Below are 23,672 nucleotides of genomic sequence, written 5' to 3'. Positions count from 1 at the left end.
TAGCTCTTACATGTGCTAGCATTAGTTATATATTTAAACCCTAATTCTAGTTGCAAATCAGCCATCTAGGATCAGATGTTCACCATTTGATATTGATTACGCTAAAACATATCAAATGTGACACCAATGACAATTATATTAGGTGAGTATTTGATACCATGTCAAGTGATATTAGTGAAAAATTGAGACTTATCAGAAAATCAACAGGTTTGAGTCAGCAGAAGTTTTCAGCTGAGATTGATGTACCATTAGCATCTTATAAGCGTTATGAAACAGGCGCGAATGAAGTGGGTGTATCTGTTGTTCAAAAAATCTTAGGCTACAAAGATTTCAATAAATACACTTTATGGCTTCTGAATGACAGCACAAATCCTTCTTATGGACAAATATCACCAGACAGTAATAGCCCAACGCCTGTGCCGTCTGTTGCTAATGTTGAAAAAGTATTTATTGAAACTGTTGTCAAATGTCTAATGAACTTTGGTTATTTTGGCTGGGTAACTTTTAATACAGAGAAAATGGATTTTGATGTGTGTGGAAAGTACATATTTAAAGAAGTTGCCCCTCTATTTCACATGCCTATGAAAGACAATGCAGGTAGCGAAAAAACGATTAATGAATAAAGCACACTGCTCTATGTTGAAAAATAAGGCAGCATATTTTGCCTTATTTTTTAACAACTTGCAGCATAGGCTGTTTGTATTCTGTAATTTTCACGGGCGTATTTTTACTGTTTTTGTAGTATTCAACAGCGCGTTTCATTTGCTTATCAACAAGATCATATTGCGCCATCTTATCGGCTGAACTCTCAACAATTGCAGAGCCGATAGCATGCACTATGTTGTGTGAGGATATGTTATCACAGTCGCTTTCATTATTACTTTTAAAGTCATTCACAATCACAGCATCTAAAAGCTTTTCTATCATGTTCTCAAAATTGCGTTTATCTACGCTTTTAGTGATGGCTGATACAATAATCCCTACCATTAAAACCCATGTAATGATACTTAAGGCTAAAATTTCCAATTTATTTCCCCACTATTCCTTTTGAGTTTTTGCGTAACTGCATAAATTGTTTGACTGGGTATGATGTAACAACTAATAAGCTAGTTACATTACACATGATTACACCCGCTTTGTATATTACTGACAGGCCATCATAGTCTAATATGCCCCTGGCAATAAGCTGCATTATTTGCAGAGACATCATTATTAAAGTTATATACAAACAATTAATAGCCACACTAGAAAATTTACACCCTCTAATTAAATGTAAAAAATAGAGTACACATGCAAAACTTGCTGATGATGCAATATTCGTGAAGTAAAAGAACTGCCTTAGCTTTAGCTTTTCTGTGTCAATTAAAAGCACTTGTTTTGCTAATTCAACCCCAACAAAGTGAAAAACCAGAACACAAAACGCTGAAATAAAGCACGAATGAAGTTCATGATCCTTTTCTGTTTTTAAGGAGTTCTTACCACCAAAGAATAAGGACCAGCGATGATAGCTAAACACATAAAGTAAGTAGAAAACAACTAATAGTTCCAATCCTTTGATGACCCAGCCAATGCTAAAATAAATATCATTCATGCTAATCCTTAGAGTCACACCCTATCCAGTAAAGCTTTCTACAATTGGATATTGAGGCACACGTTGCACTTGTGGTGGCTCACCCGCATCCGAACCGCCACCATTTCCAGCCTTTACCAGAGCCAAGTTTTTACTTGAAAGACTTTTTAAACGTTTCTTCTGAAGTGCTATTTTCTTATTCATAAAACAATTCCATATTTGCGTGTTTATATATTCCGTTAGCACTTGTTACCCTTATGTTAAAATATTTCACATTTTAAGGCAACTGTGCGCTTGATTGTAGCGCAAATAAAGCACTAACGACAAGTTTAACTGTATAAATAACCAGCATTTATTATTCAGTGCAAAACAATGATAAGCTAAAGTTGAATAATTTTGGAGTGATTCTTTGTCTAGGAATTACAAATATAAACTTAATTCTTTGGTATAGCTTAACAGTAAAAAGATGGCTATCTTTGCTGTAATTAGCCTATACTGCCTTTTGAAGTTCATGATCATCTATGTTTTTCAGAGATTTTTTACCCCCAAAAAGCAAATTTAGTCTGTTCTCTTTAAACTTATAAAGTAAGAAGCCAACAACTAATAGCTGAAGCGCTTTAATAGCCCAATCTGCAATGAAAATGATCTCACTCATACTTTTCCTTAATGTGTAAGAACAAAAAACACGGTCACCCACTAAACGTATAAGGTGCAACCGTATAAACAATTCCTGCTGCCATTACTTTTGGCGGCTCTTCTGTGGTGCCGCCGCCGCTGCCTCCACCTTGGACTAGGTTCCAAGACTCTATTCTTAATTTCTTAAGCTGTTTTTTCTTTACTTTTAGCGCTATTAATTTATTCATATTAATTATTCCATTGCCTATTTTTTATATCCCTTAGCACTAATTGTTGCCAAAATGTTAACTCATTAAGTAGGCAGTCGAAACATTAAGTTCTCATTGTAGCCTAAACATAGTGCCAAGAACAGAAAGGCTGTATAAATAAACAGCGTTTATTATTCAGCACAAATAAATGATAATTTAATAATCATCAACTGAATAGCAGATAAAGTTAGGTAATATCGTCTAAGGCAGCGTCGCTCCAAAGAACATTAAGCACACAAACCAAATTAAGACACCTTGCCAGTTAGATATAGAGGCGCAGCCTGTACCTGTGGTGGTTCAACTGCACCTGAACCGCCACCATTTCCAGCCTTTACCAGAGCCAAGTTTTTACTTGAAAGACTTTTTAAATGTTTCTTCTGAAGTGCTATTTTCTTATTCATAAATTTATTCTCGTAGCTTAATTTGCTTGTCTACTGAGTTAATTTGTGTAGGAATAGAAGAATCCCCTCCACCACCTGTTCCACCTTTAACTTGCAACAAATCTCTATTAGATAATTGCTTTAGTTTTTTTGATTTTAACTTCATAAATTTATTCATATTCAGTAATTCTTTTATGCTTATTTTAGTTACTTGGTATGGCTTATCAGTAAACTAGCCCATACCTCCTATGATACTTTTACATTTGTAGCAAGCGGTTGAGTTGGGACTATGGTTCCGCCTCCGCCACCTGTTCCACCTTTAACTTGCAACAAATCTTTATAAGATAAGTGCTTTAGTTTTTTTGATTTTAACTTCATAAATTTATTCATATTCAAAAATCCATTCATGCGTTGGTTATCTTTTAATCCAACCAACCAGCAACAAAATACTAACCATCATAACAACCTGTAACAATCTGTTGATTTATACAGGTCGCTCATCAATTTTATTTATCGCATCTTCTATTTGCTGCCAATAGAGTTCGTACGCCTTTGCCTGATCTTTGATGTAATCATGTTTGTTATATACGGCCATTACGCCACGCATTTTATGCCCTAACATTTTTTCAGTGATGTGTGGCGGTACTTCAAGCTCACTCAATAGTGTACTTATTGAGCGCCGCGCGTCGTGGGGTATAAATTTAACCATTTGATAATCTACGTTTAAATGGTTCCACATTCGCGCACAAAACCGATTTATTGCATGTGTTGTGATTGCGTTTTCTCGTTTACTACCGGGAAAAACAAAACCACGGTTGCCGTAAATAAACTTTAATGCATTGAGCATTTCATGCATCTTTTTTGTGATCGGGCGTCTAATTGCTGCGTTTGTTTTAGAGTTTTCAGGGGGAACTGTCCAAATATTATTTTTAAAGTCTAAGTGCTCCCATTTCATTAAACGCACTTCAGACTGCCTTGCCCCCGTTATAAATATCATCTGTAAGCAAGCTTTTGCTACGGGCGTTGCTTTGCTGCTTTCTATTTGACGCCAAAGCAATGCTATTTCATTAAACTGCAAAAAGCGTTGACCTTGCGCTGCTGGCTTACCCACATGCTTAGTTTGCAAATTAAACAGGCTATTATTATTTGGCAACTCACCACGCACTGCCGCCCATCTAAATGCCGTTTTTAAACGAATTAAAATAATTGGTGTAGTTTTTAACGAGCCCTCTTGTGCAACAAAATCAAAATACTTATGCCAATCAAGCGGGGTCATATCACATGCTGGCTTTTCGTTTAAATAGGGTAATATCCATTTATGCACTTGGTTTGTATAGAGCGTTTGGGTTTTTTCTTTGTAGCTATCAATGTTTTTGTCTAGCCAATCTTTTGCTATCTGCGCTGCAGTTGGCTCTTCTTTAGTACCTCGTTGGTATTCTTTGTATTTCACCCTCGGGTCTTCACCCGCAGCAATCCACCCTTTGAGAATATATGCGTGGTCCTGAGCTTCTTTAATTCCGATGTTTGGGTAATGCCCAAGCGTGATGATTTGTTGCTTACCTAAATACCTACACCTGTATTGCCAAACCACAGAGCCATTTACATTACGCCTTACCCTTAAGCCGTCACGATGTGATAGTATTAGTGGGTCGTTCTTTTTGTTTATGAGGTTTCGCAGTTTTGCATCTGACAAAGACATGGTTACAGCTATATACACAATTTAAAATTCTATATACACACTTATATACACACTTGCTAGAGATTGCAACAAACAACAGAAAGCAGCAAGAGACAAAAAAATAACATAAAAGCTTGATTTATATATGAATAGCACACTTTCAGAGACACAAAAAAAAAGCAGCGCAACACAAACAATCTATTGGCACGACTTCGAAACTTGGGGGGCATCGCCACAAAAAGACCGCCCAAGCCAGTTTGCTGGTATTCGTACCGACCTTGATTTAAACATTATCAGCGAACCTTTAATTGAGTACTGCAAACCCGCCCCAGATTATTTGCCACACCCAGAAGCGTGCTTGATCACTGGGATCACCCCGCAACATGCCCTTAAACATGGTTTAAACGAAGCCGAGTTTATGGCCAAAATTCATGCAGAATTTAGTCGCCCAGATACCTGTGTTGCAGGTTATAACAGCATTCGTTTTGATGACGAAGTAACGCGCTATAGCTTATATCGTAACTTTTACGACCCATATGAGCGTGAATGGCAAAATGGCAATAGCCGCTGGGATATTATTGATTTGGTTCGCGCCTGTTATGCACTGCGCCCAGAGGGTATTGAGTGGCCGTTAAAAGAAGACGGTACGCCGAGCTTTAAACTTGAGCATCTAACCGTTGCCAATGGCATTGAGCACAGCGCCGCGCATGATGCTTTGAGTGATGTAACAGCAACCATAGCATTGGCAAAGCTCATCAAAGAAAAACAGCCTAAGCTGTATCAATTCTTCTTTGGCTTGCGCCACAAAAAAGCGCTGCTGGATATGGTTGATGTGTACAATATGCAACCGCTAGTTCACACCTCATCGCGCATTCCTGCAAGCCAAGGCTGTACCACTTGGGTTGCGCCAATGAGCTTTCATCCGGTAAACAAAAATGCCGTGGTGTGCTTTAGCCTAACGCACAACCCGCAAGTGTTAATAGATTTGTCGGTTGAGCAACTGCGCGAGCGTTTATACACTAAACATGCAGATTTAGCTGAACATGAACAGCCGCTCGGCTTGAAGTTGGTACATGTTAATAAGTGCCCTATTTTGGCGCCCGCTAAAACGCTATTGCCCGAAAACGCGGCACGCTTAGGGATTGATAGAGCACAATGCTTAGAGCATCTTAAAGTACTTAAAGCGCACCCAGAGCTTAGAGATAAGGTTGCGCAGGTGTTTAACGAGCAAGGTGACTTTAGCACCACCACTAATCCTGATTATCAATTGTATAACGGTTTTACCAGTAAAGCGGATAAGGCAAAGTTTGCGATTATTCGCCAAGCACAACCTCAAGCGCTTGGTACACTCAACTTAGAGTTTGAAGATGCGAAATTTTCAACCATGCTGTTCCGTTATCGCGCTCGCAATTGGCCACAAACACTGAGCCCTCATGAGCTTGATGTGTGGCGTAAATATTGCCAAAACAAACTGATGCACGGCGAAGATAGCCCATCTATTCGTGCCGAAGACTTTATGTTAACACTTGAAAATTTAGTGCATGAAAACGAGGGTAATGAAAAGAACCTGAGTATTTTAAAAGCCCTGTATCACTACGCACAGAGCTTATAGCTTTCGCATAACAATGCCGAACTAAGGTTCGGCATTGTTATTTATTTGCTACTTTTTGTCGTGAATAGCGTCCAAACGCGCCAATAAACTTGAGGTGTCTAAGCGGCCTCCACCAAGCGCTTGTACGTCTGCATAGTATTGGTCAACCATCGCTGTTAAAGGAATAGACGCGCCATTGCTGCGCGCTTCATCAAGGGCAATACCTAAGTCTTTGCGCATCCAATCAACCGCAAAGCCAAATTCATATTCGCCCGCAAGCATCGTTTTATAACGGTTTTCCATTTGCCATGAACCCGCAGCGCCTTTAGAGATGGTTTCAATCACCTTTTCACCATCTAAACCCGCTTGTTTGGCAAAATGTAAGCCTTCGGCCAAACCTTGAACCACGCCAGCTATACAGATCTGATTCACCATTTTACATGTTTGCCCGCTACCGACTTTACCAAGCAACTGAGAAAACTTGCTGTACGCTGCCATAACACCTTGAACACGCTCGAAAACCGACTGCTCACCACCAACCATTACCGTCAGCACACCATTTTCGGCACCCGCTTGACCACCAGATACTGGCGCATCTAAAAACGCGATACTGTTTTGAGCAGCTTTATTGGCCACTTCAATGGCTACTTTTGCTGATGTTGTTGTGTGATCGACTAAAATTGTGCCTTCACGCATACCGGCAAGTACACCAGTTTCACCATAAACGACTGAACGTAAGTCATCATCATTACCTACGCACATAAATACAATATCAGCTTCTTTAGCAGCCTCTGCTGGCGTATTTGCATAGCTGCTTTGATGTTCACTGGCCCATTTTTGCGCCTTTTCTACGGTGCGGTTATATACGCAAACCTGATGACCTGCGTTGGCTAAATGCCCAGCCATTGGGTAGCCCATTACCCCAAGTCCTATGAATGCAACTTTCATTGACATAATTCTGTCCTATTTCGCTGTTATGGTATCGAGAATGGAGTTTTTATACCCAACTAAACTGGGTATAGCAAATGAAAAGCTATAAATAACTTATGAAAGAACTTAATACTAGAATTAGCGAGCAAGGAGTCTGAGCGCTATGGAATCAATACATCGCTACAGTGTAAAACTAATTAATGGCGAAACGCTCGCACTGAAGCAACTTGAAGGTAAAACGGTACTTATCGTTAATATTGCCAGCAAGTGCAGCTTTGCGCCCCAACTGAGTGCGCTGGAAAAATTGTACCGACAATATAAAAACTATGGTTTTGAGATTTTAGCATTTCCTTGCAATCAGTTTGGCCGCAATGAGCCACTTGAAGGTGCTATGCTAAACGAATTTTATAAAAGTCACTTTGGCTTGAGCTTTATTGTATGTGATAAAGTTCAGGTAAATGGTCCTGATGCTCACCCTTTATTTAATTATTTAAAATCTAATACTAGAGGAATTGCACAAAACCGTGCAATTAAATGGAACTTTACCAAGTTTTTAGTAAACTCACAGGGAGAGCTGGTTTCTAGGTACGCACCAAGGACCAAACCAGACACATTAAAACCTGTCATTGAGAGTCAATTAAATGATGAAAGTAGCCCTATTCAGTTCGCAAAATTATGAAAAGCCATTTTTTTCTAAGGCATTAAGCAGTCATCCTCACATTGAATTACATTATTTTACTGAATCATTAAATGAACAAACGGTTGCACTGTGCCAAGGATTTGATGCGGTATGTGCTTTTGTTAACGACACATTAAATGGCGCTGTACTAGCTGAGCTTGCTGAATACGGTATTCAAGCTGTTGCGTTACGTTGTGCAGGCTTTAACAATGTTGACACCAAAGCTGCCAACGCTTTAGGAATTAAAGTAATGCGCGTGCCAGCATATAGTCCTGAGGCCGTTGCTGAGCATTGTATTGCTTTAATGCTTACATTAAGCCGTAAAACCCACAAAGCCTATAACCGTGTACGCGAAGATAATTTCGACCTTAATGGTTTGCTGGGTTTTAACCTGCATAACAAAACAGTGGGTGTTGTTGGCGCAGGCAAAATAGGTCAAGCGCTTATTTCAATTCTAAATGGCTTTGGTGCAAATGTGTTGGTGTACGACCCAAATGTTGGCGAAGGTTCATACACTTTGAGCTCCTTTGATATGCTACTTGAACAAAGTGATATCATTAGCCTAAATTGCCCATTAAGTGAAACCACTCACCACATGATTAATGATGATGCATTTGCCAAAATGAAACCTGGTGTGATGCTTATCAACACGAGCCGCGGCGCATTGATTGATACAAAAGCATGTATTCGCGCGCTCAAAAATAGAACCCTTGGTTATCTGGGCTTAGACGTATATGAGCAAGAGTCAGAGCTATTTTTCAAAAATCGTAGCGACGAAATTATTCAAGATGACGTGTTTATGCGTTTGGTGAGTTTTCCTAATGTTTTGATCACAGGCCACCAAGGCTTTTTTACCCAAGAAGCCCTAGAACAAATAGCCAACGTAACACTTTATAACCTACAACAAGTGTTAGACGCTCAAGTAGATCTGACAAATCAGGTCGTATAGTCATTTCAATGTATGGGAGTAACTCAGCTTATCCCATGCATTGACTTCATACTCAACCTAATAGCAGCACTCCAACCCCAACTAGCGCTAACAAGCCACCTAAAAGCATATTTGCAGTGACGGGTTCTTTTTTAATAAATCCAATGGTCATTACCATTAACGGCGCTGTTGCAAAAATGGTTTGTGCAATAGCAGGATCGGTGTGTTTTACAGAAAGTAGCTGCAACCACAACCCAATAAATGTACCAAAAAATATTGCAGCCAATAACCACCCCTTACCATCTATTTTATGGATGCTCACCGCTTTTACTAAGCTATGTTCTTTAACAAAAAATACCAAAACGGCCACACTGAATGTACCACTCAATAACCTAATTAAGGCCGCCCACAGACTACTATTTTGCTCAGTATTCATTGCACCTTTTGACATCACCATCCCTGCGGCTTGGCAAAATGCCGCAAGTAATGCAAACAAAATACCTTTAACATAAATACTGCGCTCTAAATCGGGCAAGATTTGCTTTGGCTTAAGTGCAATTAAAACTCCCACTATCGTAATAAAAATACCAAACCAAGCCTGCCACGATAAATAGCTTCCGAGCATAACTATATTAAGAATGCCCGCAATAGCAGGTGCAAATGACTCTATGATTAGGGTTCTCGCAGGACCAATGTTTCGTAGTGCCGCAAAATAAGCGCTGTCGCCAATCGCAATCCCAATAACACCACTGGCAATCAACCAATACCAACTGTGTATATAGCTTGGCGCTTGCCAATCTTGAGTCACTATTATGGCAAATAGCATCATACCAGCAGCCAATAAACCTTTGTTCACATTCAGTTCGAGTGGCGACAAGCTGTGACTAAAACGTTTATAAAGTAACGTAGAGCTTGCCCAAACAAGCGCGGCCGCTAAAGCGGCAATTTCTCCAATTCCTAACTGCATATCTCTCACTTGTTATTTTTTTGGCAATTATGTAATGATGCTTTTGAAATAGAAATAGAAATAGAAATATAAATAGACAAAAGAATGCTAAGTTTGACAAACAAAAACTTAAGTATCGATTACTGAATTATTTCGCCACTTTTCAAAAAATTCGACTAAATTTAATAGATTATAAATAGGAGATAGCCAATTTGCGCATTTTTACGACAGTATTGGTATTACCTTTATTAATCCTCACGACAAATTGCATTGCCGTTGAACAGTGCAAACAATCTGTTAAGTTAGGACTGGTTGGCGATTGGCCCCCTCTTACATATTTCCGTGATGATGAAGCACAAGGTTTGGATATTGAAATTGCCAAAATGGTGTTCCACTCGATCAATGTATGCGTTGTTCATGTGCGTTTACCATCAAGTGCGAGAGCCTTAGAACAAATGGAAAAGGGCGATGTTGATGTCGCAGTCATGGTTAGCTACACAGAAGAGCGAGCTAAATATGGCTACTTTTCTCGCCCTTATCGAAACGAAAAGATGCGCCTATTTAGTTATTTAGAACCTCGGCCAATTTCGAGTTTGAATAACTTACTTGATGAGGGGAAAACCATAGGCTTGAGCATAGGATCATTTTATGGGAAAGAGCTAACTGAACTTGCAACGATTAAGCCCTACCAAAGCCAACTGGTACAAATTTCTAGTGCTGAGCGACGTGCTGAAATGCTCGTTAAAAAACGGGTAGACTTTATCGTTGACGATTTAATTACTGGTCTTTACATGATGAAAACCAAGGGATATCAAAATATAAAACCTTGGCCATATGTTGTTCATGACAATCAAGTTCATTTCCTCATTCGAAAAAGTCAAGCTAACAAGGAAATATTAAACAAAGTTGATAGTGCAATTGAATCTTTACAACCTAAAATAGACCGGCTTGTTGCCAACTTTGTAAATAATCAAATGGCGTCTATTAACTCGTCACTTTCGTTTGACGTGAACTTGCGATAGTTTGCTCCATTACCGCCACTAACTCTTTAATGTGTGGCGTGAGTTCATCTTCAGAACAATGCTCTTTGAGCATAGTATCTACTTTTGATGCAATGTTCTGTATTTCGAAGCACTCAAACATGCCTGCGGTTCCCTTAATGGCATGTATAGATTTCCCCAACCCCTCTAAGTCATGGTATTTCATTTGATTTTGGATCTGAACTTTTTGCTCATACAACCCAGAAATATATTTGTTTTTAAGCAAATCAAACTCTTCATTGGGAATGTCTATTTCATCCACAATTGAAATATTAAGATAATGACTAATTTTCTTACTAAACTCAGCTCTATCAATTGGCTTTGCGAGGTGATCCGTAAAACCAAGCTTTAAATATCTGTCTATTTCATGCTGCATGGTGTTTGCAGTTAACGCCAAAATGGGAGCTGAACAGCCTGTTGCCTGAATAAATGTCAAAGCTTGCTCGCCGTCCATAACCGGCATCTGAATATCCATCAATATCAGATCGTATTCGTTATCTAACACTGCTTGCACTGCTTGTTGCCCGTTTTCCACGGCCGTGACATTCAAGCCCATACGCTCTAATATCCGTTGAATAAGTTTACTGTTGTCGCCATGGTCCTCCGCCAGTAGAATATCACCTTTGAGCTGTGTATTTACTTTTTCAGTCGCAGGCTCTTTAATTGGCTTACTCTGTGTAACTTCATCTAAACTCTTAACCCACCGAGTATTTTCAGTTGTAAAAAGCCCTAACGTTAACGTAAACACAGTGCCCGAACCAACTTCACTCTCAACCGATATATCACCATTGAGCTTATTGGCTAGACTTTTCGAGATATTTAAACCTAAGCCAGTGCCACCGTATTTGCGCGATGTCGATGAATCTGCTTGATAAAAAGCACTAAATAGCTCTTTTTGCTCCGTTGATGTCATCCCTATACCGGTATCAGTAACCGAAATACTTAACACATCTTCTGAGCAAGAAACATCTATGGTTATTTTACCCACAGAAGTAAACTTTAACGCGTTTGATGTTAAATTAAGCAAAATTTGTCGCAAACGCGTTGGGTCGATAATGATGTAATCGGGCAATGGAAAATGATATTTCAAATCAAACTCAAGGCCTTTATCTCTTATCTGCTTACCCAATAATGACTCAACATGCGCTATAGACTTGAACAAATCTGACTCCATCAATTCAATTTCAAGTCGGTTAGCCTCTATTTTTGACATGTCTAAAATATCGTTAATAAGACCTAATACGTGTCTTGAGTTTTGTAAAATCACGTTAATAGCATGATTGCGCTCTTGTGGAGTAATATCGCCAAGAATAATGCCATCCGCATAACCAATAATTGAGGTCATCGGTGTTCTTATTTCATGACTCATATTCGCTAAAAATCGACTCTTTGACTCACTTGCATCTCTTAGTTGAGAAGCCAACTGCTCTAGCTCATAAGTGCGTTTAAGCACTTTGGTTTCCAGATTTTTGTTAAGCTCGATATTTTCTTCATTGGTAAGGCGGAATTTATCAGCAACTGCAAATGCGAGTAATAATGCATCAAGTGCGGTTCCGACAAGGCCTAGCAAGTAAAGGTTTAGTGTGGAGGCTGGGAGTATTCCTAGATTGGTTAAATTCCCAATCATATTGGGCACCATCATGGCAATGTAAGCCAATACAAAATATCGAGCAGGCTGAAATCCATCAAGTACACGCAAAAAGCCAATATACATCCCAAGACACAGTGCACTACCAGTCATCACTGTGGCCCATAAAAAGCCGAAACCCGGAAATAGTATACAAAATGGCAATCCAAGCGCAGAGATAGTACCTAGCCAAATTGAGGTCACCGACAAATTAGGGTGCTTATCCTTAAGTTTCAGTAAATTATTGTAGAATAGTATGTTTGTAATTGGAGCTAGAGAAAAACCCAGCCAGTGTAAGTGAGCAGAGTAAAAACCAAACAATTGGTCAGAGATATGGAAAAAGTGACTCCAACTAAACACCCATACACCGGCAAATAGGGCAAAGTATAAATGTGTTGCATCTTTTGAGCCGATATAAATGAGTAAGTTGTACAACCCTAATATGATGCCAACGCTGAAACAAAGCGTCATCAATAAGTTTTCTTTAATAACCAGCTCATTAAAATCTTTTACGGGTTTAATTACTAACTTGGTTGGGGTGTAGAAAAACTCACTCTCAAAGGAGGTCACTAAGTAGTAGGTGGTGTTAGGTTTTAGCTCTATTGTGTTGCCATAATGAAATGCGAATTCGTTGGGATTTTTCCCTCCTGAGAAATAGCGTTGAACGTCACCTTTATCGCTGTATATTCTGCTCTCAATCCTGTCTACTACTGTGTTATAAGGGTATAGAACTAACTTCTCAAGACTAGATTTGTTGGTGATTTGCGTCACTAACCAATAGCGACCTGAAAAGAGCGCTCTGGAGGGCAAAGGTTTGAGCTGTTTTGCCCACAGCTCAACCGATTGATAACTTGTTGGGAAACGAGTGTTTTCAGATGAAATAAGTAGCTGTGCATGGTCATGTAAGTTAACACCTTGCTTGTCCAATGAGTACTCAAAAACATCAGCATGACTGAGGCTTGAAAACATCAACCCTAAAATTATGATCAGTTGTCGTATCATTAAACGCATATAATGCCTTGATATTTTTGTGCTCATACTCCCATGAACACTGCTACACTTTCATCCATCTACCCTTTATCACTAAAACCGATAACGCACATCAAGACCGACTCTTCGACCTTCTCCTTTAAAGTCTTCAAGCATACCCAAAAAGCCGCTTAAGTCGAACTTTAAGTTGCTGTATTCTTTATCAAACAGGTTTTTTGCCCAAAGATTAGTCTGCCACTGTCCAACATCTAAACGCGTATTAAACCGCCATAGCGCATAACCATCTTGTTTCGCGTAACCACTTTCAAGTTGGTCAAAATAGTATTCAGACTGGTAATCAACACCCAATGTGGTACTAAGCTCACCAACATTATCCAATGAAACGGTATAACTAACCTGCGCGTTAGCATTTAATTTTGATGTAAATGGAAGACGATTGTCTGTTAACGACACGCCTGCAGGGTCTACAAACTCCTCAAATTCGGCATGAGGTAAATAACCTAAACCGATTTGAATATTTAATTGTTTATTAATGTCATAATAAACATCAGCCTCAGCTCCATATATTTTTGATGCGCCCACATTCTTTAGAAGTTGCAAAGGTACAGCACCGGGGATTACAGATGGTTGATTCATAAACACCTGCTGATCTTTGTAATCATAGTAAAAGATCGCAGAGTTAAACCTTATTGAGTTGTCAGGGAAAGTTAGTTTTGCACCGATTTCGTGTGCATTTAGGTGCTCAGTCCCGTAGTCTGCTTCCTTTGCTTGCTCTGGGCTTGATAAATAACCGCCATTATATCCACCACTTTTAGTACCATTGGCAAAGCTGTAATAGAGTAACTTGTTTTTATCTATATTATGGTTAATGGCAAACCGACCAGACCAACTACTATCATCATTGTTTCCCTTAACGTGATAAAAAGGGATCACCGCACCATCGAGGTTAGTGGGATCCAGTACAACATTGAGTCGCGAAATGGAGTCATAATCTACAGATTCATCGCTATATCTTAGACCAAAGGTAAGCGTAGTATCTGTGCGCCACTGCCACTCGTACTGTGCAAACAATGCTATTACACTATTACGGATTTCATTGCCATAAAAAAACGTCGCTGAGTTTGCACCATTAGGTGTGCCTCTCAAGTCTCGTAGAATGTCGTTGTAGTTGTCCTGATAGAGACGTTCTTGCAATTGAAAAATACCTGATGTGAGGTAACCATTCTCATAATCACTTTGATACCTAACTTCGTTACTCAATAGTTCAGCTTTTAGCCCCAAATTCCCCTCACACGTGCGAGCTGGCGACCCGTCACAGTTAAAAGCATGTTCTCTATCTAAGCGGCTGAACGAGTTAATCCATAATAGGTGCGACTTATCAGTAAGTTGATATTCGACCTCTGCTGTCCACCCTTTGCCAATACTATGGTGTGGCGAATTATTGTTAACATTTACCGCCCAAAAATCATCACTGCCATCATTAAAACCAAGTAAATCTGTGCACTTCCCTTGATTTGCTTGTTCAGGTGAGCATTTTAAACGCGTTTGAGGGTCAATCACACCAATGTTTCCTACAGGCTGAACAATACCGTTCCAGTGGCTGTAATTTGCTTTGAGGTAAACACTCAGTTTATCCCATTGAGCCAAATAGCTGAACCTAAGATCGGATTGCTCCATGCCCGCTTCAGGGGCTGTTGGGTGTAAATTGTAAGATGTATAATCGTACTTTACATGATTTACGGCAAACCTAAGCGCAGACTCGTCGTTCAAGCTGGCGTTATAGAAGCCCTGTACCTTTGACCATTCATCGGTGCCGATGCCAACTTCAATTTCGCCATAGCTTCCTGAATCAGGGCGCTTTGAACGAATAAGTACTGCACCTCCGGTACTATTTCGGCCAAATAATGTGCCCTGAGGCCCCTTTAGCACCTCGACTTGCTCAATATCAAAAAAATTAACCAATTGATTATTTGCAGATCCCACTGAAACACCATCAACATACATGGCAACGGGTGATGTATTTGCAGTGTTATAGTCAAGTAGGCCAACGCCTCGGATATTGATCGCAGGTGGTGTGCCCTCCGCCGCGTTTTGGCTCACCTTCATGTTAGTTACAAAACTACCTAACTCAGTGGTATCTTTAACACCGAAGTGGCGAATGTCCTCTCCTTTTATTGGTGTAATCGCAATACTGACCTCATCCAGTGACTGAACTCTTTTTTGCGCATAGACTTCAATGACTTCGATAGATTGTTCGTCTAATGCCAAACAAGGCTTTAGCAAAGCCCCGCAAACAGCAACACAGACAAGGCTTAGCGAGAGAGATTGTTTCATATCCTTACTCTTTTATTACATTTCATTAGGTTAGTGGCAAAAAGTATAGTTCATTAACAGATCCTCCACCAAAATTATGAGAGGTATATCCATTATTTCTTATGCCCCATCAGGTTCAAAGCCATCTTCGCCGCTAATTTGTGACGGTATTCCACACAAAGCTCGTGATGTTTGCATACCCGCCATTACAGCAGCTTCAACGCAACCAGCATTCACACCAGTTTGGATCCAATCACCTGTAAGATATAAATTGGCAAAAATAGAACCGTCAGTGGACAATCTGTACTGACTACTTCCTGTTACAGACAAAACATAACGCTCGCTTGGGTCAACATTTACGCGCCAGTATTGGCTGTCAAAGCGCTGCTCACCTATATGGCCTGCAGGCGCGTATAATACTGACCAATCAAATTGTTGTTGGCTATAAGCACTGGGCCACAAAGGCTGCATTTGTGTTCTTAATTTATTAAGCGCATTCACTTTGACTTTAGCTGTTTGTTCAATAGGAAAGTCATGATGGCTTTGAGGTGGATAGCTATCGCAACCAAATGCACTACAAAAATACGCAATGTTGTCTGGCCCATTACTTGGCCAATCTTCTTTGTCTATCAAGTTAGACATTGCTGCCCAAGTGTCAAACGGCTGAGAAAAGCCACTTAAAATCGGTCTTTCTTCGCTTGGTGGAGAGTAATTAAATCCAAGTTGTTCATCGGTTTTATTCAACCAAACTTGAAACGCTTGCGTCGCTACCGTTTTCACTTTGGTAGCTTGGTCATTTAACTTGCTATCGAGTTGCAATAATTTGGGACATAAATGAGGTAAAGATGCTACTGAAATACCAAATATAACCTTGTCAAAGTCCTCACCTCTGCGCAACGTTTTGGTTGGCAACGGTTCTCCAAAGGCAGTTTGATATACACTTGGCCAGTCAGACCAAAATGATTCCAAATTAATGTCGTGTTGCTCAATCAGCTGCGCCTGTTCGGGAATAACTTGCTCTAATAATGGCTTGTCTGGCCAACATGGTAGCCCTTTAACAAACACAAATGGTTGATAAGACTCATCAACCAAAGTAACTTGCTCCGTTATATTAATCTGCTCTACAACGTGATTACCTTGTTGATCAGTACCTGGAAGTAATGCATCCACCTGATTGAAAAACTCAAACTTCACGCCACGGCTTTGCAATAACTCGTAAATCGGCGCAAAAATCACATCTCCCATACCGGCTTGCATTTTCCACATAACGCCACCACGATAGCAAAGCATCAGACGCAACATGGCAAGTGTCGCAACCCCAGCCTCTACATCACCCTTTTCAAAATTGCCATCAACATAGCCAAATACGAGATCATAAAATCCTCGAACGGGGGCTGACTCAACCGTGTATTGCTCATTCGCGCCATTTTTTGCTAGCCATGCTTTAAAATCTATGTTGTTAATTGAGCCAAAACCTTTGGAAAAAACTTTATCTTTGATAAGACCAATTAACACCGCAATGCCCAAATCGGCACACACATATGCTCGGCGAATATTTGGGTTATCGTCCAATAGCTCTATCGCTTCACTATTTAGCCATCGCTTCAATTTACGCACCAGATACCAAACGACTAATCTATCTTTTGAATTACTTAAGTCTTTATCTGTCGCTCTTAGATTGACCAATCTCTGTAACTGTTGAGAGAGAATGGAAGGGGTTGACCAGATTTCTCTAAGATCGTCATGGGCACTTTGGAAAAAGTCTTCTACCTCATCTTCTACGTCATCGAAGGCTTGACGAACTTGGTTTGCTAAGTGTTGTAGTAGGCTCCTATCTCGGCGTTTGGTTGTTTGCAGTTTGGTTTTCTTGTGGTGTAAAGATACTTCCTCTTCCAAAGTACCGATGAACTTTCTCAGCCACGCCACTGTCATTTCTATTAACTGCCAAAAGTGCAAGTCTAAAGTGCCGTCAGCGGGATTTCCCTCTAAAACAGGAAAGTCAATTGGCCATGTTTGCCACTCATTGTCGATGTATTCTTGAAGCACTACAAAACTGTGCGGTTTAAACGCTTCTTGCCATGTGCTTAGTGGCATATCACTTGGTCGGTTGAGCTTGTTATATACATTTTCTATGGCTCTAAATGAATTAACATAGGCACCAAACCAAACATGCAAGCCATGCTCTTCAATACGCTCGCCCATTTGTGCGTTTCGACCACTAGCCCCCTTGCCGCCAAGCCGCCAACCGAGCTGATAAACAGTAATATCATATTTTTGCTGCCAATTTTCTTGCTCTGTTAAATATACAGCAGCTGTCATAGCCGATACTCCGCCTCCGAGTATCGCGATTTTTTCTCGACTCATGATTATTCCTTGCTGTTAATGCTTAAGCACCACTTACGATTTCGTAAGCGCCATCTTGATCAAAGTTCATACAGACGTAATATGGTAACGTTGCGGTTTGCTCGCCAATGTCGATACCAAACATATCGTTTAATGGAAATGCATCTAAACGATTTATTGTGACTTTGAACTCGTCTTTTAAAAATCCCATTTTATGGATTTGTTTTATTTCGGAAGGCGAATGGACCACGGCTTTGTATACGGCATTTTCAGCAAAACCATCTGGAAATTGCTTGAACAAAATTTGGTCCATTTGAGGGTGTGTAAAGCCCGACAAAAATTGTTTCAATAAATCAGCACTAATATGAATGTCATCGCTGCTTGAGTGCAAAAGCTCAGCCACTTCATGTCCGATTTCAAACAGCTCTTCAAACCAACTATCATCATCTGCTTCTCTGCTAATAGTTAACAGTTCATGCCAGTCCATTTTAGTATCAGGGCTAAATGGATTGAATGTTTCCAAACTCAATGAAAAATGATCGGCTTGTTTGTAAGAGCTAGGCATCTCATATCGGCATTGATACTTGTTATAGCCCCACGTTTCACGACCATTCACTAAGGCATTAATATTGTTAACTGTTATAAAAGCTGGATACCAATATAAATGTGTCATTTTGTTCGTAGTGCTGTCTACTTGCGCAATAGGCAACCAAATAATGACATCTGTCTCTTGCATCCAGCCATAACTTCTAAATGGCTCTACTTTGGATGCAATATTTTCTATATCAGTGAAAGTGAGCAAACAATACGACGATAGTGCTTTAAAGCTAAATTCACTATTGGTAATACTATTAAGGGTTTGATCAACATAGTTTTGAATAGACAAATAAGTGCCTTTTATAAAGAAGCCATACATCATGGCGTTGATCATTCGACAAGGAGGCTTTGCGATTGGGTTGCCGTAAAAGTGTTGATAGGTGCCGTATTGCGCTTCACTCATAATCTATATCCTTAGGTATTTATCATTAATTCACTTCTATCTGCTCCTGTTTAAGCGACTGCTGAAGTGCCACAATTTGTTGTTCACACAAATGAGTATAGTGAAGGTATGCGTATTTGTTGAAATGATTAGATAACGCATTCATAAAACCGTGACTATATCTTGTGCGTGTACAAGAAACCCATGAAGTTTTCTTAAGTGTTTGAATGACGGGTGTCAGTTCAAAATGTGATTCTTGATGAGGAAAATATAGGTCGACAGGACAATTTGGATGGATATGTAAATAGTTTCGGATCTGTCCAGGGTAAAAACCAATGAGCTTTTTAGGGGCGTTACTTTTCAAGTGTGCTAATGCTCGCCAAGCAGCAACCGCACCGGCACTAAAACCGATTATTAAGTCCGGTTTATGGCTAGCGATAGACTTTTCTACCTTGGCCATATAGCCATCATGACCTATCGTATTGACGAACTGCTCATAAACGAGAGATTCGTCTTTTTGTCTAGCTGGTTGTTTGCTCATGTAAGGAGAGCATATAACGACCTCGCCGCTTAGCTCATTAGCAAAGGTGTCTAAATTGGCTGTATGCCCGTATATATCACTAACAATTAGCGTTACCATAGAGTTTATCCTTTTTGTAAATTGGTATTGCTTTGGTATGTAACGCCAACCTTGCATTATAAATTAATGCAACTTTTGTGTATATCATTAGCTAACCCCTTAGTCTTTATGCATGTCCTTTCACCGTAAGGGTTATAGCGCTGATTATTACAACAAAGGCTGGCTATTTAAATTTAGCAGCGAACCATGTGATGTAAACAGCATTGAGAAATTTATTTACATTCTCGTAAACTCCACTTTTTATCAGTTTGCTACACTTAAAATTCAGTAAACCGCTAGGTAAACGAATGCTGCGATTTTTCATTTTCATATTCTTGTTTCTGCCATTGTGCCCGCAAGCAAAGAGCATCTCTTGGATATACGTCGACTTTGCGCCTTACTACATATTAGATGGCGCTAAAAAAGGCTTAGGTAGAGATGAGCGCGTTATTCAGCTTCTAGATAAAGCTTTGCCATCTTATGATTTTAAATACGTCACTTTACCCGCCAGCCGCGCTATCCATGAGCTATCCAGCCCAAAGAATTTTTACTGCATGATCTCAATCTATAAAACGCCACAACGCGCCGTGCATATAGATTACACAAAAGAAAGTTCAACCATTGGCCTATCACCATCGCTTGCGATTAGGCGCAGTACACTAGAGAGACTCAATTTAGATTTGGGACAACAAGTCTCAATTCGCGAGCTTATTCATCGTCACCAACTCACCTTAGGGATCTCGGCCAGTCGCTCATTTGGCAACATACTTGATGGCATTATCGATACAATTCCCCCAGAACAGCTAGTATCACGTCCAGGAAAAGACCCATTAATGAGTCTCACAAAAATGCTGCTTAAAAAGCGGGTAGATATTACTTTGGGCTACCCGAGCGAGCATTACCATATGCAACAATTGTTAGATAACGACTATCAACTATCACAACTTACCATTGAAGAGACTGACAGCTTTGCCCAAGGTTACATTGGTTGCACTAAACAGGCTCAAACCCCAGAACTTATAAGAGAACTTGATATAGCGCTAAAAAATATCAAGTCCTCACGGGCGTTTAGTGATGCGATGCTCTATTGGCTACCTACAGAGCTGCAGCCAACATTGACCAGTAAGTTAATCCAACAAAACATCAACACGCCTGAGGGTTAAACTAATTTCTATAAAAGTAGCTTGGTTTCTCGAGTGTTATGCTGGCATCTTCCATCGCATTGACTACAAATGTAACTCGCTGGGTCTTACTGCTAAGTAAACTGCCATCAATACTTACGGTAATTGGCACCAGTAACATTTCACCTGCGGTCACCTTTATCTCACTTGGTGACGTAAGTGTTGCGCCATCAAGCCCTTTTAAGCTCACTCGGTAGTGCAAGTCTTGTTGCGTTTTGTTTATCACACTCAAGGTATAAGGATTCTCAACAATACCTTCGTAATTCACCCGATACAGCGCATTTCTATCTCTGATAACTGACACTTCAAGTGGTGTGCGTTGCATTAGCCATATCGCCATCACGACGATGACCATCACCGCCAAAGAAGCATAACCAATTAACTTAAGCCTAAACGGATTGGTTTTTTCATTGCCTTGTTGACGTTCACTTTGATACTTTATTAACCCCGTTTGATAGCCAAACTTGTTCATGGTTTGGTCACACGCGTCTATACACAATCCGCAGTTTATACATTCATATTGCAAGCCATTGCGTATGTCGATGCCAGCTGGGCACACTTCAACACACAAATTACAGTCAACACAGTCCCCTAGTCCTAATTTTTTTGGATCGTCTTTGCGTTTTCTGCGTCCACGGTCTTCACCTCGCTGCGCATCATAACTTACTAATAATGTATCTTTGTCAAACATAACTGATTGAAAACGAGAATATGGGCAAGCAACGGTACACATTTTCTCTCTTAAAAAACCTGCATTACCATAAGTGCATAAAGCAAATAAAAACACCCAAAAACTCACTAAACCCGACCACTGCAAGGTGAACATTTCACTATACAATGTTTGCGCTGGAATAAAGTAGGCCATAAAGGAAGTGGCAGTGAGCAGTGAAATAACGAGCCAAAGGCTGTGCTTGACGATTTTTTTGCGCGCCTTTTCTAAATTCCATGGCGCTTTATCAAGTTTTATACGCTGATTTCGAGTGCCCTCAATTCGATGCTCAACCCATGTAAACATCAGCATCCAAACGGTTTGTGGACACATAAATCCGCACCAAACGCGGCCGAGCCAATTAGTTACAAAAAATAAGGCAAATGCACCGGCCATAAAAATACCCGCTAAAACCATAAAGTCTTGCGGTAAAAACGTTGTACCAAAGATTCTAAATTGCTGATGAGCCACATCGAATAGAATTGCCTGCTTCCCCTGATAAGGTATCCAAGGTAAGCCGATAAAAGTCAGCATGAGCAGCCAACTTAAGTAACGCCTGATGCGCTGAAAATATCCGGTCTGCTCTCGGATATAAATTGGCCCTGGTTGCTTATAGGGCTTAATAATTAAATCTTCTTCTTTAAAATCAAACTTCATAATATATCTACTTGCTATTACTCTAAATAAGATACAAGTAGTTTTGCAACTTTCAGACCAAACTGAAAGATAGATTAAACATTTGATTTTAAACAGTTTAAAATCAAAGTAACCACACCAAATCGTGATATATCACGATTTGGTGTTATATATCACGAATCTTCTTTTTTGATCCCTAGCTTTTTCAGTTTAGAGCGCAAGGTACTTTCATTCAGGCCAAGTTTAAAAGCAGCCCCCTTTGCACCCGCGATTTGCCAATTACACGCTTCTAGTACCGATAGAATATGCTTACGCTGGGCAGCATCTAGAGTAAGATCATCTTCAAATGATGGTTTTGCCAGTTTATCAGCCTCAGATAACGGCTGCGTTAACTGTAATACCCGTGTGGTACTGAGTATCGCTTCACGTTCCAATACATTTTGTAACTCTCTAATATTGCCGGGCCAATCATAGCGCTTAAGCTGCTCTATAGCGGCATTTGAAACCCCTTCAAGTTGCTTTCCAAGGCGTTTATTAAGCTGCTTAATGATATTGGCGCTTAGAACAGGAATATCTTCTTTGCGCTCTCGAAGCGCGGGAGCTGTAATGGGAAATACGTTGAGACGGTAATAGAGATCCATCCGAAAGCTGCCCTGCTCAACCATTCTCCATAGATCTCGATTGGTTGCTGCAATGATACGAATATCGACCGACAATGTTTGGCTACCACCCACTCGTTCAAACTCATGCTCTTGCAATACACGCAGTAGCTTACTTTGTGCTTCTAATGGCAGCTCACCAATTTCATCCAAAAATAGCGTGCCTTTATTAGCAAGCTCAAAGCGCCCTTTACGCCTTTCGTTTGCACCTGTAAAAGCGCCTTTTTCATGACCAAATAACTCAGACTCTAGTAAGCTTGGGGTAAACGCAGCACAGTTTACCTTTACAAAAGGTTGCTTGTTTCTATCGCTAAGCCGATGCAAGTTTCTTGCAACCAACTCTTTGCCCGTACCATTTTCTCCAAGGATCAAAACCGTACTACTCGTTTGGCTTACCAATTCGATTTGCGACAACATGGTCTTAAAAATATGACTACTGCCCACCAAACCTGAGTCTTGCCAATCTTCATTAAGCTCTGATAGCAAATAGGCATTTTCGTCTTTTAACTGTTCACTGAGAGACTTTACTTGCTCTAACGCCGCCCTAAGCGCTTGCTCAGTTTCCTGCTGTTTGGATATATCTCTGAATATAGCAACTGCGCCAATTAGCTTGCCTTGTCTATAAACGGGTGTAGAAGTGTACTCTACTGCAAAGCTACTGCCATCTTTGCGCCAAAACACCTCATTTTTTACATGCCGTCTTTTTCCGTCAAACATGGTGCAGTATATTTGACATTCATCGGCTGGATACGATGTTCCATCGGCGTGACTATGGTGATGATATTGATGTATTTTTTTACCTAATAACTCCTCCGCTCGCCATCCTGTCATGCGCTCAGCCGCAGGGTTTATAAATACTGCATTTCCCGATAAGTCAAAGCCATAAACACCTTCACCAACTGCGTTAAGCAACAGCTCAGCGTCACCCAAAAAGTGGTTAACCATATTCGCCATATATTACCTCGTGAAATATCACGAGCACTATAACAT

The 23,672-nt window shown here is 40.2% G+C and carries 24 protein-coding genes; 6 read left to right on the top strand and 18 right to left on the bottom strand.

The genetic code is table 11. The features are described 5' to 3' along the window. Positions 1–158 precede the first annotated feature (158 nt). Positions 159–623, top strand: a complete 465-nt coding sequence (locus HC733_RS10815) for a helix-turn-helix domain-containing protein (protein WP_190365058.1) — start codon at positions 159–161, stop codon at positions 621–623. A gap of 43 nt (positions 624–666) precedes the next feature. Here HC733_RS10815 and HC733_RS10810 read toward each other — a convergent pair whose 3' ends face one another. From HC733_RS10810 to HC733_RS10770, 9 genes are all read right to left on the bottom strand, one after another. Next, complete coding sequence (locus tag HC733_RS10810) at positions 667–987, bottom strand: hypothetical protein (RefSeq protein WP_190365057.1); 321 nt, start codon at positions 985–987, stop codon at positions 667–669. 40 nt (positions 988–1,027) lie between these two features. Then, positions 1,028–1,591: a hypothetical protein gene (locus HC733_RS10805; protein WP_190365056.1), complete on the bottom strand. Its 564-nt coding sequence runs from the start codon at positions 1,589–1,591 to the stop codon at positions 1,028–1,030. Positions 1,592–1,612: 21 nt separating this feature from the next. Next, positions 1,613–1,774: a hypothetical protein gene (locus HC733_RS10800; protein ID WP_190365055.1), complete on the bottom strand. Its 162-nt coding sequence runs from the start codon at positions 1,772–1,774 to the stop codon at positions 1,613–1,615. A gap of 286 nt (positions 1,775–2,060) precedes the next feature. Further along, the gene (locus HC733_RS10795) at positions 2,061–2,225 is read right to left on the bottom strand and encodes a hypothetical protein (RefSeq protein ID WP_190365054.1); all 165 of its coding nucleotides are present in this window, start codon (positions 2,223–2,225) and stop codon (positions 2,061–2,063) included. 34 nt (positions 2,226–2,259) lie between these two features. After that, entirely contained in the window at positions 2,260–2,433 is a 174-nt protein-coding gene (locus HC733_RS10790) for a hypothetical protein (protein ID WP_190365053.1), read from the bottom strand. Positions 2,434–2,699: 266 nt separating this feature from the next. After that, positions 2,700–2,855 carry a hypothetical protein gene (locus HC733_RS10785; protein ID WP_190365052.1) on the bottom strand — a complete coding sequence of 52 codons (156 nt, stop codon included), beginning with the start codon at positions 2,853–2,855 and terminating at the stop codon, positions 2,700–2,702. A gap of 4 nt (positions 2,856–2,859) precedes the next feature. Further along, entirely contained in the window at positions 2,860–3,012 is a 153-nt protein-coding gene (locus HC733_RS10780) for a hypothetical protein (protein ID WP_190365051.1), read from the bottom strand. A 68-nt stretch (positions 3,013–3,080) separates the two neighbouring features. Then, entirely contained in the window at positions 3,081–3,224 is a 144-nt protein-coding gene (locus HC733_RS10775) for a hypothetical protein (RefSeq protein WP_190365050.1), read from the bottom strand. A 94-nt stretch (positions 3,225–3,318) separates the two neighbouring features. Further along, on the bottom strand, positions 3,319–4,533 hold the full coding sequence (locus tag HC733_RS10770; protein ID WP_190365049.1) for a tyrosine-type recombinase/integrase: 1,215 nt from the start codon (positions 4,531–4,533) through the stop codon (positions 3,319–3,321). 124 nt (positions 4,534–4,657) lie between these two features. On the opposite strand from HC733_RS10770, the gene sbcB reads away from it, so the two are divergent. Next, complete coding sequence (gene sbcB / locus HC733_RS10765; protein WP_190365048.1) at positions 4,658–6,124, top strand: exodeoxyribonuclease I; 1,467 nt, start codon at positions 4,658–4,660, stop codon at positions 6,122–6,124. 48 nt (positions 6,125–6,172) lie between these two features. Here the strand turns inward: sbcB and HC733_RS10760 are convergent, their stop codons facing one another. After that, entirely contained in the window at positions 6,173–7,057 is an 885-nt protein-coding gene (locus HC733_RS10760; RefSeq protein ID WP_190365047.1) for an NAD(P)-dependent oxidoreductase, read from the bottom strand. Between the two features lie 139 nt (positions 7,058–7,196). Between HC733_RS10760 and HC733_RS10755 the strand changes: the two genes are divergently transcribed. Continuing rightward, positions 7,197–7,712 carry a glutathione peroxidase gene (locus tag HC733_RS10755; protein ID WP_190365046.1) on the top strand — a complete coding sequence of 172 codons (516 nt, stop codon included), beginning with the start codon at positions 7,197–7,199 and terminating at the stop codon, positions 7,710–7,712. After that, positions 7,678–8,661, top strand: coding sequence for a 2-hydroxyacid dehydrogenase (locus HC733_RS10750; RefSeq protein WP_190365102.1), 984 nt, complete (start codon positions 7,678–7,680; stop codon positions 8,659–8,661). Before HC733_RS10755 ends, HC733_RS10750 begins: the two co-directional genes overlap by 35 nt. A gap of 52 nt (positions 8,662–8,713) precedes the next feature. Here the strand turns inward: HC733_RS10750 and HC733_RS10745 are convergent, their stop codons facing one another. After that, positions 8,714–9,607, bottom strand: coding sequence for a DMT family transporter (locus HC733_RS10745; protein ID WP_190365045.1), 894 nt, complete (start codon positions 9,605–9,607; stop codon positions 8,714–8,716). Positions 9,608–9,798: 191 nt separating this feature from the next. Between HC733_RS10745 and HC733_RS10740 the strand changes: the two genes are divergently transcribed. Further along, positions 9,799–10,608, top strand: coding sequence for a substrate-binding periplasmic protein (locus tag HC733_RS10740; RefSeq protein WP_190365044.1), 810 nt, complete (start codon positions 9,799–9,801; stop codon positions 10,606–10,608). On the opposite strand, the gene HC733_RS10735 is transcribed toward HC733_RS10740, so the two are convergent. From HC733_RS10735 to HC733_RS10715, 5 genes are all read right to left on the bottom strand, one after another. Next, entirely contained in the window at positions 10,571–13,264 is a 2,694-nt protein-coding gene (locus tag HC733_RS10735; RefSeq protein ID WP_190365043.1) for an ATP-binding protein, read from the bottom strand. The genes HC733_RS10740 and HC733_RS10735 overlap by 38 nt on opposite strands. Positions 13,265–13,336: 72 nt before the next feature. Further along, entirely contained in the window at positions 13,337–15,577 is a 2,241-nt protein-coding gene (locus HC733_RS10730; RefSeq protein ID WP_190365042.1) for a TonB-dependent receptor, read from the bottom strand. A gap of 99 nt (positions 15,578–15,676) precedes the next feature. Further along, positions 15,677–17,920 (bottom strand): NAD(P)-binding protein, encoded by a 2,244-nt coding sequence (locus tag HC733_RS10725; protein WP_190365041.1) that lies wholly within the window; start codon positions 17,918–17,920, stop codon positions 15,677–15,679. A gap of 22 nt (positions 17,921–17,942) precedes the next feature. Beyond that, entirely contained in the window at positions 17,943–18,899 is a 957-nt protein-coding gene (locus tag HC733_RS10720) for an acetoacetate decarboxylase (RefSeq protein ID WP_190365040.1), read from the bottom strand. A gap of 25 nt (positions 18,900–18,924) precedes the next feature. Next, positions 18,925–19,518, bottom strand: a complete 594-nt coding sequence (locus HC733_RS10715; RefSeq protein ID WP_190365039.1) for a hypothetical protein — start codon at positions 19,516–19,518, stop codon at positions 18,925–18,927. Between the two features lie 287 nt (positions 19,519–19,805). Here HC733_RS10715 and HC733_RS10710 point away from each other — a divergent pair, with 287 nt between their 5' ends. Continuing rightward, the gene (locus tag HC733_RS10710) at positions 19,806–20,660 is read left to right on the top strand and encodes a hypothetical protein (protein WP_190365038.1); all 855 of its coding nucleotides are present in this window, start codon (positions 19,806–19,808) and stop codon (positions 20,658–20,660) included. Between the two features lies 1 nt (position 20,661). Here HC733_RS10710 and ccoG read toward each other — a convergent pair whose 3' ends face one another. Together ccoG and HC733_RS10700 are read right to left on the bottom strand one after the other, a co-directional pair. Continuing rightward, positions 20,662–22,044, bottom strand: a complete 1,383-nt coding sequence (ccoG, locus tag HC733_RS10705) for a cytochrome c oxidase accessory protein CcoG (RefSeq protein ID WP_190365037.1) — start codon at positions 22,042–22,044, stop codon at positions 20,662–20,664. A gap of 152 nt (positions 22,045–22,196) precedes the next feature. Then, the gene (locus HC733_RS10700) at positions 22,197–23,627 is read right to left on the bottom strand and encodes a sigma-54 interaction domain-containing protein (RefSeq protein ID WP_190365101.1); all 1,431 of its coding nucleotides are present in this window, start codon (positions 23,625–23,627) and stop codon (positions 22,197–22,199) included. Between the last annotated feature and the right edge of the window lie 45 nt (positions 23,628–23,672).

Origin of the sequence: Pseudoalteromonas sp. S16_S37, from assembly GCF_014694405.1 — a bacterium.
Lineage (GTDB): Bacteria > Pseudomonadota > Gammaproteobacteria > Enterobacterales > Alteromonadaceae > Pseudoalteromonas.
Note: the sequence above shows the minus strand (reverse complement) of the source record. Positions and strands in the feature narration are given on the sequence as shown.

What these genes read in the sequence shown, in the direction of transcription:
- HC733_RS10815 (WP_190365058.1), top strand. Translation starts at nt 159, where the DNA reads ATGTCAAGTGATATTAGTGAAAAATTGAGACTTATCAGAAAATCAACA.
- HC733_RS10810 (WP_190365057.1), bottom strand. Translation starts at nt 987, where the DNA reads ATGGTAGGGATTATTGTATCAGCCATCACTAAAAGCGTAGATAAACGC.
- HC733_RS10805 (WP_190365056.1), bottom strand. Translation starts at nt 1,591, where the DNA reads ATGAATGATATTTATTTTAGCATTGGCTGGGTCATCAAAGGATTGGAA.
- HC733_RS10800 (WP_190365055.1), bottom strand. Translation starts at nt 1,774, where the DNA reads ATGAATAAGAAAATAGCACTTCAGAAGAAACGTTTAAAAAGTCTTTCA.
- HC733_RS10795 (WP_190365054.1), bottom strand. Translation starts at nt 2,225, where the DNA reads ATGAGTGAGATCATTTTCATTGCAGATTGGGCTATTAAAGCGCTTCAG.
- HC733_RS10790 (WP_190365053.1), bottom strand. Translation starts at nt 2,433, where the DNA reads ATGAATAAATTAATAGCGCTAAAAGTAAAGAAAAAACAGCTTAAGAAA.
- HC733_RS10785 (WP_190365052.1), bottom strand. Translation starts at nt 2,855, where the DNA reads ATGAATAAGAAAATAGCACTTCAGAAGAAACATTTAAAAAGTCTTTCA.
- HC733_RS10780 (WP_190365051.1), bottom strand. Translation starts at nt 3,012, where the DNA reads ATGAATAAATTTATGAAGTTAAAATCAAAAAAACTAAAGCAATTATCT.
- HC733_RS10775 (WP_190365050.1), bottom strand. Translation starts at nt 3,224, where the DNA reads ATGAATAAATTTATGAAGTTAAAATCAAAAAAACTAAAGCACTTATCT.
- HC733_RS10770 (WP_190365049.1), bottom strand. Translation starts at nt 4,533, where the DNA reads ATGTCTTTGTCAGATGCAAAACTGCGAAACCTCATAAACAAAAAGAAC.
- sbcB (WP_190365048.1), top strand. Translation starts at nt 4,658, where the DNA reads ATGAATAGCACACTTTCAGAGACACAAAAAAAAAGCAGCGCAACACAA.
- HC733_RS10760 (WP_190365047.1), bottom strand. Translation starts at nt 7,057, where the DNA reads ATGTCAATGAAAGTTGCATTCATAGGACTTGGGGTAATGGGCTACCCA.
- HC733_RS10755 (WP_190365046.1), top strand. Translation starts at nt 7,197, where the DNA reads ATGGAATCAATACATCGCTACAGTGTAAAACTAATTAATGGCGAAACG.
- HC733_RS10750 (WP_190365102.1), top strand. Translation starts at nt 7,678, where the DNA reads ATGAAAGTAGCCCTATTCAGTTCGCAAAATTATGAAAAGCCATTTTTT.
- HC733_RS10745 (WP_190365045.1), bottom strand. Translation starts at nt 9,607, where the DNA reads ATGCAGTTAGGAATTGGAGAAATTGCCGCTTTAGCGGCCGCGCTTGTT.
- HC733_RS10735 (WP_190365043.1), bottom strand. Translation starts at nt 13,264, where the DNA reads ATGCGTTTAATGATACGACAACTGATCATAATTTTAGGGTTGATGTTT.
- HC733_RS10730 (WP_190365042.1), bottom strand. Translation starts at nt 15,577, where the DNA reads ATGAAACAATCTCTCTCGCTAAGCCTTGTCTGTGTTGCTGTTTGCGGG.
- HC733_RS10725 (WP_190365041.1), bottom strand. Translation starts at nt 17,920, where the DNA reads ATGAGTCGAGAAAAAATCGCGATACTCGGAGGCGGAGTATCGGCTATG.
- HC733_RS10720 (WP_190365040.1), bottom strand. Translation starts at nt 18,899, where the DNA reads ATGAGTGAAGCGCAATACGGCACCTATCAACACTTTTACGGCAACCCA.
- HC733_RS10715 (WP_190365039.1), bottom strand. Translation starts at nt 19,518, where the DNA reads ATGGTAACGCTAATTGTTAGTGATATATACGGGCATACAGCCAATTTA.
- HC733_RS10710 (WP_190365038.1), top strand. Translation starts at nt 19,806, where the DNA reads ATGCTGCGATTTTTCATTTTCATATTCTTGTTTCTGCCATTGTGCCCG.
- ccoG (WP_190365037.1), bottom strand. Translation starts at nt 22,044, where the DNA reads ATGAAGTTTGATTTTAAAGAAGAAGATTTAATTATTAAGCCCTATAAG.
- HC733_RS10700 (WP_190365101.1), bottom strand. Translation starts at nt 23,627, where the DNA reads ATGGTTAACCACTTTTTGGGTGACGCTGAGCTGTTGCTTAACGCAGTT.